Raw genomic sequence first — 14,197 nt, forward strand, 5'->3', positions numbered from 1 at the left:
TCTTTATTAGTTAGAAATTCAATTCTATTCCGAATGTATATGTTCTCAATGCCGGAGTCTCAAATGTGCATAGTCCGTCTACACGCATTTCCGGATCTACAAATAAGTCTTTAGACTTCCATGTAAGCAGGTTGGAACCAGAGAAGTAGATTCTGGCTTTGCTGAGCCCAAGCTTGCTGATATAGTTTTGCGGAATGCTTACACCTAATGTGAGGTTCTTCAGACGTAGATAATCAGTAGGCATCAGCCAGCGTGAAGACAGTGAAGCAGCGCTTCCATATTCAAATTTAGGCAATGTGGCATTCGTGTCGCCCGGGCCTGTCCACATCTTTGAGATGTCATAGTATGTCGGTACGGCACCACCGTATAGATATGAACCGCCATTGGAGTGCTGCCAAGTGGAGTAGTCAAAAGCATCACCACCCAATGAATAAGTGAAAGTGAAGCCCAAGTCGATAAACTTCCATTTGAGGTTGTTGGTAAGACCGCCTTCTATACTAGCCTGATGCTTGCCTACAATAGTTTTGTTGGCTTCAGAGATATTTGTAGTTGTCTTGCGGGCATTCTCTGTTCCGTCATTCAGATAGAACATTTCTTTACCGGTCTCTGCGTCGACTCCGGCGTATTCATAAACATAGTATGAATAGTAAGGTTCGCCTACACGGTGAATCAGCGGTCCTGATACGATTTCATTCTGCTGGCCATCCAATTTGGTCAGTTTGTTGCTGTTGTGTGCCATGTTCAGAGAAGTGGTCCACGTGAAATCCTTGTTTCTGAAATTGGTTGATGTAATGGTCAACTCAAAACCGGAGTTCTTCAGTGAACCGATGTTTTGCGGGGTGGTATACCCATAATTGCCATCATAATATCCGCCGACTTGTGATACGGGGAGGTCATATATAAGGTCGCTGGTTTTACGCTGATAGTAGTCGAATGTTACAGAGATACGGTCGATGAATGAAAGGTCGAGACCGATATTCCATGTTTTGTTCTTTTCCCATTTCAGGTCCGGGTTTGCAATTCCGACGATTGACATTCCTGACTGTCCATTGTATATGATTCCGTATTTATAAAGATTCATATAAGCATAATAGTCTGATGGTTGCGTTCCGTTTACACCGTATGACACACGGAGCTTTCCATCTGTCAATACACTCTTGACAGGATTCAGGAAACTTTCGTCTATGAATCTCCATGCTCCGGAAACCGACCAGAAACTTCCCCAACGGTTTTCTCTTGCCAGACGTGAACTTCCGTCGGTACGATAGCTGAGACCGAGATAATATCTGTCTGCGTAGTTATAATTGGCACGTCCGAGGAACGAAGTCATGCGATAGCTCTGTCTGTTGGTTTCGGCACTTGTTGAACCGGCATTTGTCAATTCGTACAAATCACCCGGATAGTCTTGGCCTGCCATGTAGTTGAAAGCATATTCCGTATCTTGTGTTTCAAAACCAAGCAGGGCGTCAATATTGTGTAGACCGAAAGAGTTGATGTAAGAGAGCTGGGTTTGTGTATTCAGCTGGTCATTACGATTGACGATACGCTGCATGACACCACCGGGGGCACCATTGTTTGAGTGTCTGTCCCAAAGAACGTCATTGGTTCCTTGTGCGTAATCATAAGCAATCTTTTCACTTAAATTCAACTTGTCCCAAATATTGTAGGTCAACTTGATTGTATTGAATGCCTTCATCAGGGTATAAACGTCAGAGCTGTGTTCTCTTTCATACAAAGGATTGACTCCAAATACGCCGCAACCATTGTTTAATGTGCCGTCTTCATTATAAGGGGTTGATGAGGGGCTTTGGAAGAATGCGTAATTGGCCACAGGTCCATCATAGGAGGTAGCTTCATTAGTTTTGTTTTGTCTTACTTTTGAGAATTGGCTTGTAACCTGAACTTCAAAGTCTCCAAACTTATGAGTGAGGTTTGCATTACCAGTGAAACGTTCCAGACCTTGTTTGTAAATGATACCTTCCTGATTGGTATAAGCTACTGAGGTGTAGAACTTGGTACGGTCATTGCCACCAGATACGCTCAGCTGGTAGTTCTGATGAGAACCGTTACGGAAAAGCAGGTCTTTCCAATCCGTCCATCCGGTTGAGGGTTTTGAAGCAAAGTCCTCGATGTTCTGGTCTGCAAAAGTTGCGGCATCTGCATCGGACATGTTTCCGGTGTATAACCCGTAATTCTTGAGACCGGTCCATAAGAGTTCGCGGCGCGAGTCACCGTCAAGCATAGGACGATAATCTATTGCCATGTTTGAGAAACCCCAGTCGGAACGGAAACTTACATTTGTTTTGCCTTGTTTTCCGCTTTTCGTCGTAATGACCACAACACCGTTAGCAGCACGCGAGCCGTAAAGAGAGGCAGCAGCCGCATCTTTGATAACTGTGATAGACTCGATGTCATTGGTATTGAGTGAAGACAAAATATCAGTTCCTGCATCACTATAAGTGAACTCGGATAAGTCTCCACTTGTGACCGGTGTTCCGTCAATAACATAAAGCGGATTGTTTCCGGCATTGATGGAACCCATACCACGTACACGGATACTGCTTACAGAACCCGGATTACTTGAACTTGAGCCAAAAGTAACACCAGCGACATTACCAGAAAGTTTGTCGGCAACAGAAAGAACAGGTACATCTTCCAAGGTGGAAGTGTTTACAGTAGAAGCAGCTCCAGTAAATGATGCTTTTTTAAATGTACCGTAACCGGTAACCACAACCTCTTCAAGCAGCTCAGAATCGGATTTCAAAATTACCTTTACATGAGGTTTAATCGTTACTTCTTGGGTTTGCATACCAACAAACGAAATCACCAGAGTTTTCGCGGAACTACAATGTGTATAATATATTGATAATAAAGAATATACAATAAGTCAAAGAATTGGCTAAAACAAGGAATACTCTTTTCAAAGCTGTCCTATATGGGTCTACAATAAACAAAACCTTACTTATGTGATACCATTAATAAATGTAATATTTTGATTAATAGCTGTTTGAGTATCAATTAATGTACTACGGTTGTAAAATTAGTATTCCTCTTTTTAAAAGAATGGGTAATTATGTCAATATCTATTATTTGTTTATTTTTCGTTGAATATTTACTTGTATTACTTATTTCATCCATAAGAATATTGCATTTCATGTAAATACTATTTCAAATTACAGAATAACCATTCCCATTTCAGATAGAGATAAATATTAGTTTATTCCTATTTCAAATATAGGAAATCTGTGTTTGCTGTATAAAAAACTAATGAACTTATGAGATCATTTCTAAAGGAGCTTAATAAATTACTTTATAGTTTCTTGTGTAAAAGTTCAAGGAGAAATTCATTTTATACAAATTATCGTCTCTAATTGGTATTATCGTAATGTGCATTACGATAATAGTGGACTTGGTGTAAAATGATAAGGTATATTATGAAATTCTATAGTCGAAAAAAGAATTGGCAGTTTTAAAGAATATAGCAGAACAGTCTCAAGAAGAATCGTAAATGACGGTTTTAGGCGTATCGGTAAGACCTCACTTTTATTGAAGCCAACGGATGGAAGACCGGCATTGTATTTTTTCATTTTACGAATAGGTAAAAATTGAACACAATAATGAACGGATAGATTGGGGGATATTGAAGAAAAAAGGAGAATATTTTCTCACAATCAACAAAGAATGGGAAAACTGCTCTGTTTCTTATAAAGGGCTTTTTTTGGAAGATATGTAATCTTGAAATAACACTTCCCCTGAAGTCTTTTGTAGGATTAAGAGAAGAAAAGCCACCCATTTCACAATGAGTGGCTTCTCAAAAACACTTTATTATGAAATTCCGGTATGTTCAACCGGATGAATCATCATAATTGCCGCATTATTATTGTTGGGGTAATGCAACTTGATTAGTCTGCACAGATAGCGCTTCTGTGTCATTTTTCCGTATAACATGTCCTTTGAAGTATTAATTCTGGTCGCTCGGAGAAAGCTGAGAATTATTCTCTATTTCAGAGAGAGGTAATTGGTAAAGGAACGGCCTGTCTTCTTGGTTATAACGGAACTTACCGGCAGAGAGGTGATTATTATTTTCTGCGCCCCAAGTTTCATCTGTACGATCTACAGGAATATTCAAACGACGATTATCAATATATTCCAAACCTTCACCCCAGAACTCTACACGTTTCTGATAAATGATTTCCTCTATCAGGTCAGCCTTGTTCGTGAAAGTGTAATTATAATCGGGCTGACGAGTCTTCATAAAGCTATTCAGTTCAGTCACAGCTTCTGCAGAACCCTTGTGAGCCAAAGCTTCCATTTTTATCATGTAAGCTTCTTCTGAACGCAGGTAAATATAATCTCCCAGTTCCCATCCGCTGAACACACCGGCCTTGATGTTATCACGACCTGTACCGATAAATTTTACAGCTTGGTATTCCACGGCAACTGGAGACTGAGTGTCACGAATCAATGTTATACGATTACCGGAAGCATCTGTTACACCTGTAGAACGGTCGCAGCAGAACCATTGCAGACGGATATCAGTATCCGCGATACGGTCTACTAATGGCTTAAAGGCAGCGCGCCATACACCGATGCCGGCATACCCATCACCATAAGTATCCATCTGCGAGAAGAAAGACATATAAGTCGTACTATTGTCTGCTGTAATATCACATCCGAATACTACATCCGGTAAGCTGATATTACTGAATCCCTGGAGTATCTGGTCTTCACTCTGCAATATAGGGAAATTATCAATCACCACTTGCGCATACTTTATCGCCTCATCCCATTCATGGATAACCATATTTGCACGAGCCAAATGCATAGCTACCACGCAGCCATCCATATCAGTGGGTGAGGAAGTACGCGTCATATCCAAATTCTTGAACAAGTCGAAAGCAGTAGTAAGGTCACTCTTGATTTGTTCATAGATTTGGGCTACAGTAGCACGTGGCTGGTCACCTTCTGTATCCTCTGTAATAAGCGGTACACACGGAGACTGGGAGAAGTCATATTTCTCTCCACGGCCCCATTTCGTTCCATCCGCACCGGTATAGTAGGAATGCTGATATAAGTAAGTCAATTGTAAGTAGGCATAGCCACGGAAACCAAGGGCAATGGCACGATATTTCAAATTGGCGGGATCTTCACTGCTGGGGTCAATCAGCTTGAGGATATTGTTGGCATTGGCTATGACGCGATAGTACTCTTTCCAACGGTTGTTGGTCGGAGTATAGTTCTGTTGCCAGTAATCCAGCAAATAATGATACATACTCATGGCGAAACGTCCGGTCATAATCATATCGTTGCCCATCAGCGATGTTAAGTAATCAAAACTCTTTTGACCGAAATAGTTGTGACTCATATTGACGTCAACATACTGTTGCATATCAGTATACATACCTGCCACAGCAGCTGAAAAAGCCTTATCAGGATCTTCCTGAGCCACATTGCCCAGTTGGTCTTCAGTCAAATAAGCGGTAACATCAGCATCTTCAATGCAAGATGTAAGCAGGCCTCCAGCAAGAAGCACCTGCATCATATATTTCATTATCTTCATATACAATTTTATTTTTTAGTTTAGAATGTAAGGTTGATACCTCCGGAAATCACACGCATCGGAGAATAGCCTCCATATTCATCATCAGAACCAGCCATTGCTACACGAGGGTCAAATCCCTGACGTTTGGACCACAAGCCGAGATTATCTGCCGTAGCATAGATACGCAGTTTCTCAACACCCAATTTCCGCATCAGGTTCTTCGGCAATGTGTAGCCCAAAGTGATGTTACGGATGCTGAAGTAGCTGGCCTTTATCAGATTGAGGTCTGATTGCTGAGTGAAAGAGTTGGAAGCATTGTCAGCATTCCAAATAGGAAGTGAACCTTGACCGGTCTCAGGGTTGAATGTTTTCCACATATCCTTATTATGACCTACGTAGAATGAAGAGCTCATACCGGACAGATAAGAATAGTCATAAGCATAGCCACCAATTTGGAAAGCCGTTGCTATAGAAAGGTCAATTCCCTTGTAAGAGAAAGTAGTGCTCAAACCACCGTTGAAATCGGGCAGTGCAGATTTTCCAATGAAGTAGCGGGTTGCGTCTGCATAAGTGGTGGTGGTAGTACGGCCTGTCACTTCCCCTTTCTCGTTTGTCTCATCCATGTACCACATGGCATTTCCTTTTTCATCCATACCGGCATACATATAAGTATAGTATTCAAAGCGGCTCTTACCTTCGCGCAGGTTGAACGGACCGGAAGTGATGCCATTTTCACGGTTTTCTTCGGGCAGTGTCACGATGCGGTTCTTGTAGTGAGACCCCACGAGCGATACCGTCCACTTCAGGTCGGGCTGATTGAAAATATCCACATTCACTTCAAACTCTATACCAGTGTTTTTCATCGCACCCAGGTTTTCCCAGTTATACGGACGTCCGGCTGTAGAGTAAGCTACAGGGCGCTTGAAGAGCATATCGTCTGTACGACGATAAAAATATTCGAATGAACCGTATACTCTGTCGAATAGACGGAAATCCACTCCCACGTCAAAAGTCTTCTGCTTTTCCCAAGTCAGGTCCGGATTACCGTAGAATTCCGGTGAATAACCCAACTCTGAACCATTCCAAGTAACTGTGTATTGGTCTTGATAAGGCGTGTACACATAGGCATAGTCATACTCCGAAAGGATGCTTTCATTACCTTGGGTACCATAAGACGCACGCAGTTTCAAGTCGTTCAACCAAGAGTTTGTACCCTCCATGAATGCTTCGTTGGAAATACGCCAAGCGGCACCTACCGACCAGAAATTACCCCAGCGGTCTAAGAAGCGAGAAGTACCGTCGCGACGGAAGGCTGCAGAAAGATAATATTTGTTGCTATAGTCGTAGTCTGCCATACCGAAATACCCCTCGATGTTATGGTTTGCCGTGTAGCTGTTAATGTATTGCATTTGTCCACCGTTGTCCAGTTCCGGATTGTTCGGATTAAAGAAGTTGGTCTTCTGTCCTGCTAAATACTGATATTCATACTTATAGTACTCGTGACCTATCTTGGCCGACAAGTGGTGGTTATCGCCAAATACATTGCTGTAGGCCAGAATCTGGTTGAAGTTGGTAGTCGTAGTGTTGTAGCTTCCTTTTGTACCACGACCACCGAAAGACTGTCCGTCACCGATGAGCGGAGTGTAGAATACTGTCTGGCTACTGTTCGTGAAATCATAACTGTAGTTTGCTGTAAACTTGAAATTCTTCAAGAACGAGATTTCCAGATACGAGCGTGAAGTCAGATTATTGTACACAGTTTCACGAATATCCTCTTTCATATTGGCTATCACATTCTGGTTAGTAGCCGTAGGACGTTTAGATGTACCGTCTGTCTCACCGTTTCCGGCATCATACATAGGATTTCCGTCCTCATAATATTTCATATTACCTTCTGCATCATAGGCATGAACCGGGAAGATAGGAGCCCAAGATCGTGCCACCTCAAAAGGATTGGAGGCAGCTCCGGCATTCTCTTGTACACCATTCTGAGTTGCTTTGGAATACCCTACATTGGTACCTACCTTCAACCAGGATTTCAACTGAGAGTTAACGTTGGCACGAGCCGTAAAGCGCTCATAAGAAGAACCTAGCACATAAGAGTCATTGTCCAGAAAGCCCATAGATACATAGTAATCTGTGCGGTCATTACCACCCGATGCAGATACATTATACTCTTGACGGAAGGCATTGTCGAACAAGGCATCGGCAAACGAATCATTATAACGCAGACGTGCATTAGGGTTAAGTTTTCCATCTGGTGTTACCAGATACTCTCCTTGCGGGATGATATAAGCATTGTAATTACCCAGTTCGCCCAGCAAATCCTGACTGGCTGCTAAATTAGAGTCTTCAATGGATTTTCCAGCCGCCCAATAGGTGTTACGAAGACCATACCAAGACAAACGGTAGAACTCTCCCGGATCAGTAGCCATATCATAGTCCTTGTACGCACGCTGTGCCACACCCCAGGAACCGTTAAAGTTGATGGCCACCTTGTCTTTGCGTCCGGTCTTGGTAGTAATCATGACCACACCACCTGCTGCACGGGAACCATACAAAGAGTTGGATACAGCATCTTTCGACACGTTCACTGAAGCAATGTCTGTAGGGTTGATATCCGACAACTTGCCGTTGAAGGGCACACCATCTACTACAATCAGTGCATTGTTGCTGGCCGAAATAGAACCGATACCGCGTAATACGATATTGGCATCTTGTCCCGGCTGGCCGGAAGAACTTACAACTTGCAAACCAGCCACAGCTCCTTCTAGTGCATTGGACACGGATGTAGCTTGTGAATTACTGATAATCTCATTCTTTACACTGCTGATAGAACCCACCAAATCTTGTTTACGTTTAGTGCCATAAGCCACTACTGTTACTTCATCAAGTATCTCTGTATCAGGCATCATAACCACTTTTACGCTCGGTTTGATTACCACTTCTTGAGTCTTCATACCGATGTACGAAATCACCAGAGTTTTCGCGGAACTTGGTACGTTTGGTAATGTAAAATCACCATCTACACCGGTAATAGCACCAATTTGTGTACCTTTTACCAATACAGAGGCTCCAATAACTGGCTGCCCGTCTTCTTCAGAAATTACAACACCTGTAACCTTCTGGGTTTGGGCAGTTACTAGGCCTATTCCGACAAAAAGACAGGCCAATAACAGCATTAATTTTCTTTTCATAAATTCTCTCTTAAAGTTTAACTTTACATTAATTGTTTCTTTACTCTAACAAAGTGCAAATATATTAATAAAACTGAAACGAACAACTATTTTATTGAAAAAACCTTGTAAATCTATCAATTTGTTAATTAAACATGCCACTTTATGCTTAATAACAGATTTTTCACACTTAAAAAACCTAAACTGGCTTATGTTTACTATCACTATGATTCCCTCTTTTAGGATGATTTTTCCAAGAAATACACATATTTTAAAACAAAATGGTTAATAAATAAGCCGCTAAAACAGAGAACGGACCTGATTTTGAAACAAATTGAGAGTTCCCGGAGGCTAAATACCGATTAATAGCTAAACACAAAAAGACACTTTTTAGAGATATTAATTCTTATTCTAATCCCATCGAGCACAGAATATCGTCTTATTTGTTATTGGTATTAATTAAAATCAAGTAAAATGAGTAAGATTATTTACAATCTAGTGTACAACAGAAAAAGAAGCCTGAATAAAAAAGGAATGGCATTGGTACAAGTAGAAGCCTATTTGGACAGAAAGAAAAAGTATTTTTCAACCAAAGTTTATTTAAAGCCAGAACAGTGGGACAATAAAAAGCTTATTGTGAAGAATCATCCTAATGCAGATGCGCTGAATAGATTGATATATGAGTTCATGGCTATGATAGAAAAAAAAGAGTTGGAATTGTGGCAGCAAGGAAGGCGTATTTCATTAGAGTTACTAAAGGATGTTTTGAGCACAAGCGAAAACAAAACCTCTTTTATTCCTTTTTTTAGGCAAGAGATAGCAAACTCTACTCTAAAAGAAAGTACAAAACGAAATCATCTCTCCACTCTTTCATTATTACAACAGTTCAAAAAGGATGTAACCTTTTCTGATTTAACATTCGAATTCATATCCTCCTTTGAATATTTCTTGCAATCAAGAGGTTATCACACAAATACGATAGCCAAACATATGAAGCATCTGAAGCGACATATAAATGTCGCCATCAACAAGGATTATATGGAGATACAAAAATACGCTTTTCGAAAGTACAAGATTAAAACTATAGAAAACAAGCATACGCACTTATCTCCTGAAGAGTTGGAGAAGTTGGAGAAATTAAGCTTGGCTGGCAGATATACTAAATTGCAAAAGACTTTAGATGCATTCTTGTTTTGTTGCTATGCAGGAATGAGATATTCTGATTTTATCAGTTTATCACCCGATAACATCGTGGAGATTCGTCAAGAAACCTGGCTAATTTATAAATCCATAAAGACGAGTACAGAAGTCAGATTACCTCTTTATCTCTTATTCGAAGGAAAAGGGCTTGTTATTCTGGACAAATATCGGGATGACTTACAAAGCTTCTTTCATTTAAGGGATAACTCTAATGTGAACAAGGATTTAATTGTGATTTCCCGCCTAGCTGGTTTATCAAAAAAAATTTCATTTCACACTGCTCGCCATACTAATGCAACTCTATTGATTTATAATGGAGTAAACATTACAACGGTGCAAAAATTATTGGGGCATAAAAGTGTTAAAACCACACAAGTGTATACAAATGTAATGGATATGACTATAGTGCATGATTTAGAAAAGAACCATGCACTCATGCCTTTGCCTAAAAAAACACGAACTTAGCATAGCCAATACTACACTTTCATATCGTTAGTCATATACTTCTCCTTTAAAGTCTGTTCATTCACTATTCAGTTTCAGTTTGCTCGCTGCAAACTTACTGCATACGTTTTGCAGTACCACTGCATATTGTTTGCAGTATCACTGCATATTGCTTGCAGCCGCGCTGCATATTAGTTTGCAGTACCACTGCAACAGCTTTGCAGTATCGCTGCAATAGGTTTGCAAAATTTTGCAGTAAGAAATTGCTGAGAATCAATTAAGTATAGTATAGTGTAAATAGAAGATTGACATTGGTGTGTTATCAATATTTAAGACTGATTGGAGGTGTGGAAGCAAATTTTGCTTCCACACTTTTGCATTGCTTCCACAGCGTCTGTAATGCCGATGAATAGAGGGATACAAGGAGCGGGTGGAAGTGTGGAAGCAAAAATGATGAAAACTGTTATGAAGAAACAACAGTTGTCTTGATTGTTTAGCTAATCACAAAGTTTTGAGTTTACTGTTTTTTGAAGCTATTGAAATATTCTTTTACATAGACTTTAGTACTTTCGCTAATAAAATGACAATGTAGAGTAAATGCTTCATTGAAAGCAGCTAGGATGATAGATGTTGACAAAAGATATTCTTCATATAAGAGGAAGAATCATTTAAAATCTTTAAGCAACGTATTAACTTTATGATATACATATGATAACCAAGTCATTAATCCAACAAATAGTATCACAGCAGTAAGGTTTTATACATTGTACCCCTATACATACACCTTGTGAGAAAGGAAATTTCGCTATAGTGATTTCTATTACATGGTATAATCGCTTGATTATTAATAAAATAAGAGTGTTGTAGTTCCGCGAAAACTCTGCTAATTTCGTATGTTGGTATGCAAACGCAAGAGGTGGCTGTCGCACCTTCTTTAAGAGTCATCTTAAAGTCCGACAGTGAAATTCTTGATGAAGTAACAGTCATAGCTTATGGTACTGCAAAGAAGAACTCACTAACAGGTTCTGTTGCTACTATCAAATCCAGTGATATGGAAAAGCTTCCAGTTACTTCATTTGAGAAAGCATTACAAGGATTGTCGCCTGGACTGCAGATCGCAAGTGTCTCCGGTCAACCGGGTTCGTCTACACAGGTACGTATTCGTGGTATCGGGTCTATGTCTGCCTCAAGTACCCCACTTTATGTTATAGATGGAGTTGCTATTGAAGCTGCAAACTTAAGTGAAGTTGCAAATACCAGTAAATATGGAACAAGTGCAAATCCACTTTCAAACTTAAATCCGAATGATATTGAGTCTATTACCATCTTAAAAGATGCTTCTGCTGCTTCTTTGTACGGATCACGTGCGGCCAATGGTGTTATTCTGATCACAACGAAGCAGGGTAAAAAAGGACAAGCCAAGGTTAGTTTTAAAGCTCAAATGTCATCTTCCAAACTCCCTTCTGGTGGTTATGATTTGATGAATGCCTCCGAACATTATGCTCTGTATTATGGAGGCTTCTATAATAATAATATTGCTAAAGGCATGTCCTCAGAAGAAGCTTCCGCTGCAGCCAACAAATCCACACAAAGCATGTATGGGCGAAATCCATATAATGTTGCTAACCCTCTGGATGCTTCTGGCGACTTGACATCTGGTGCTCAATTGATGATTGATACCGATTGGTTGGATGAAGTCTTCAGAACCGGGATGTCACAAGAATACGATATCAGTGTAAATGGAGGAAACGAGAAATCAAAATACTTCATTTCTATGGGATATATGAATCAAGAGGGTATTGTGATTGGTTCGGATTTTGAACGATATTCAGGTCGTACAAATGTCTCAACGGAAATTAAACCTTGGTTCAGTATGGGTATCAATTCCACTTTCTCTTTGGCAAAACAAAACACTCCTGTAGGTGGAGGTGGCGGTGCTAGTCCTTTGACTAATGGTATTTTCCTACCCAATGCTGTTCCTGTATATGATTTGGATGAAAATTTCCAAATGCAATATGATGAAAATGGCAAACCTCTTTATAACTTCAAGAATCCCATATTTCAGGATATGAATGTTATATCATTTGCACAAACTGACAAATATGCAACTAACACATACCGTGTTTTGGTAAATCCCTACGTGGATTTCAACTTTTATGGAGTTCATTGGAAAACAAGTCTTTCATATGATTATATCAATTTGGATGAAACGCAATGGTATAATGCGGAACATGGTAATGGTAAAGCTGCACAAGGACGCTTGTACAAATATGCCATTTGGAACAACACTTTTGGATTGACCAGTACATTAAATTATAATTTCAACATAAAGGAAGACCATCACTTCTCGGTATTGGCTGGTTATGAAATCTATAATAAAGAGTACAAGCGCACTTATGCACAAGGAACAAAATTTCCGATTGGTGGTTTGACAGAGCTGAATGTAGCTGCTACTCCGCAAGAAGTAGGTTCTGTAACAGATAAAGAGCGCATGCTTTCTTATTTTGGTCGATTAAATTATGATTATCAGAATAAATATTTTGCCTCATTCAGTATCCGCTCCGATGGTTCTTCACGTTTTGCACCGGGACATCGTTATGGTACATTTTGGAGTGTCGGATTAAATTGGCGTATCAGCGAAGAAAACTTCATGAAAGATATTACTTGGCTCGATGACTTGAAACTGCGTGCCAGCTATGGTACTTCAGGTAACAAAACATCTGATTACTTATATGGTTATCAAGCCTTCTATGAAGGTGGAGCCAATTATAACGGAGAGTCTGGCTTCAGACATTCTCAATTAGCAAATCCTGATTTGTCATGGGAAAAATCCAAAAACTTCAATGTGGGGTTAGATTTTGCAGTACTTAACAGTCGCCTACATGGATCCATTGACTATTATATCAAAAACTCTGATGAACTGTTATTGGAAAAACCTTTAGCCGGTTCTACGGGGTTGGACATAATTATGTCTAATTTGGGTGGTATGCGCAACTCTGGTATAGAAGTAGATTTGCATTCCCTGAATATTCAAGCCGGAGACTTTAATTGGGGAACCGACTTCAATATCTCTTTTAACAAGAATGAAATCACTTCTTATCCCGAAGAACAGGAAGTTGTTGGTACAAAAGTTCGTACGGTAGGCTACAGCCTTTATGAATTTTACATGCAAGAATGGGCCGGAGTAGATAAAGAAACCGGTGCTCCACTTTGGTATAAAGACGTAAAAGATGATAAAGGTAATCCGACAGGTGAAAGAACTACCACTTCAACTTACTCTACTGCAGACAAATACAAACTTGGTTCTGCACTTCCCAATGTATTTGGAGGTTTGAATAATACATTTACATTTAAAGGATTAGACCTTTCATTCCTCTTTACTTATAGTTTTGGAGGAAAGATATATGATGCGTACGAAGCCAATTTGCTGAATGATGGTAACAACAACGGTTATCAAGCCATCAAAGATCAAGCGAATTATTGGACAAAAGAGAATCCAAACGCTCCGAATCCTGCATTCTTGCCCAATAACACTTCAAGTTCTCATTCTACATCAAGCCGCTATTTGCACGATGCAGATTTCATTAAATTTAAAAATATCAACTTAGGTTATACTCTACCAAAAAAATGGACACAGAAGATACAGTTGGAGACAGTACGTTTCTTTGGAAGTCTGGAGAATATCTGTGTATGGAACTTGGATGGTAGTTTCAAAGGTTACGATGTGGAATTGGGAGGTGTAACCGGAGTATTGGACGGTGCAGGTACGGTTCCATTGCCTCGTACAATCTTATTTGGTATAAATGTTGGTTTCTAATTTAAAATTGAGATTACG

At 40.0% G+C, this 14,197-nt stretch carries 5 protein-coding genes; 2 read left to right on the top strand and 3 right to left on the bottom strand.

Annotated features, from left to right (window positions below; genetic code table 11):
- Positions 1-10 precede the first annotated feature (10 nt).
- The 3 genes from NQ510_RS07095 to NQ510_RS07105 all read right to left on the bottom strand — a co-directional run bounded on the left by NQ510_RS07095 (position 11) and on the right by NQ510_RS07105 (position 8,739).
- The gene (locus NQ510_RS07095) at positions 11-2,863 is read right to left on the bottom strand and encodes a SusC/RagA family TonB-linked outer membrane protein (protein WP_317135444.1); all 2,853 of its coding nucleotides are present in this window, start codon (positions 2,861-2,863) and stop codon (positions 11-13) included.
- 1,098 nt (positions 2,864-3,961) lie between these two features.
- The gene (locus tag NQ510_RS07100) at positions 3,962-5,560 is read right to left on the bottom strand and encodes a RagB/SusD family nutrient uptake outer membrane protein (protein WP_005824578.1); all 1,599 of its coding nucleotides are present in this window, start codon (positions 5,558-5,560) and stop codon (positions 3,962-3,964) included.
- A gap of 20 nt (positions 5,561-5,580) precedes the next feature.
- Positions 5,581-8,739: a SusC/RagA family TonB-linked outer membrane protein gene (locus NQ510_RS07105; RefSeq protein ID WP_240054354.1), complete on the bottom strand. Its 3,159-nt coding sequence runs from the start codon at positions 8,737-8,739 to the stop codon at positions 5,581-5,583.
- A 453-nt stretch (positions 8,740-9,192) separates the two neighbouring features.
- On the opposite strand from NQ510_RS07105, the gene NQ510_RS07110 reads away from it, so the two are divergent.
- Together NQ510_RS07110 and NQ510_RS07115 are read left to right on the top strand one after the other, a co-directional pair.
- Complete coding sequence (locus NQ510_RS07110; RefSeq protein ID WP_005824324.1) at positions 9,193-10,383, top strand: site-specific integrase; 1,191 nt, start codon at positions 9,193-9,195, stop codon at positions 10,381-10,383.
- Positions 10,384-11,242: 859 nt separating this feature from the next.
- Positions 11,243-14,179 (top strand): SusC/RagA family TonB-linked outer membrane protein, encoded by a 2,937-nt coding sequence (locus NQ510_RS07115; protein ID WP_074668627.1) that lies wholly within the window; start codon positions 11,243-11,245, stop codon positions 14,177-14,179.
- The last annotated feature ends 18 nt before the right edge of the window (positions 14,180-14,197 follow it).

The organism is Bacteroides uniformis (assembly GCF_025147485.1).
Taxonomy (GTDB): Bacteria; Bacteroidota; Bacteroidia; order Bacteroidales; family Bacteroidaceae; genus Bacteroides; species Bacteroides uniformis.

What these genes read in the sequence shown, in the direction of transcription:
- NQ510_RS07100 (WP_005824578.1), bottom strand. Translation starts at nt 5,560, where the DNA reads ATGAAGATAATGAAATATATGATGCAGGTGCTTCTTGCTGGAGGCCTG.
- NQ510_RS07105 (WP_240054354.1), bottom strand. Translation starts at nt 8,739, where the DNA reads ATGAAAAGAAAATTAATGCTGTTATTGGCCTGTCTTTTTGTCGGAATA.
- NQ510_RS07110 (WP_005824324.1), top strand. Translation starts at nt 9,193, where the DNA reads ATGAGTAAGATTATTTACAATCTAGTGTACAACAGAAAAAGAAGCCTG.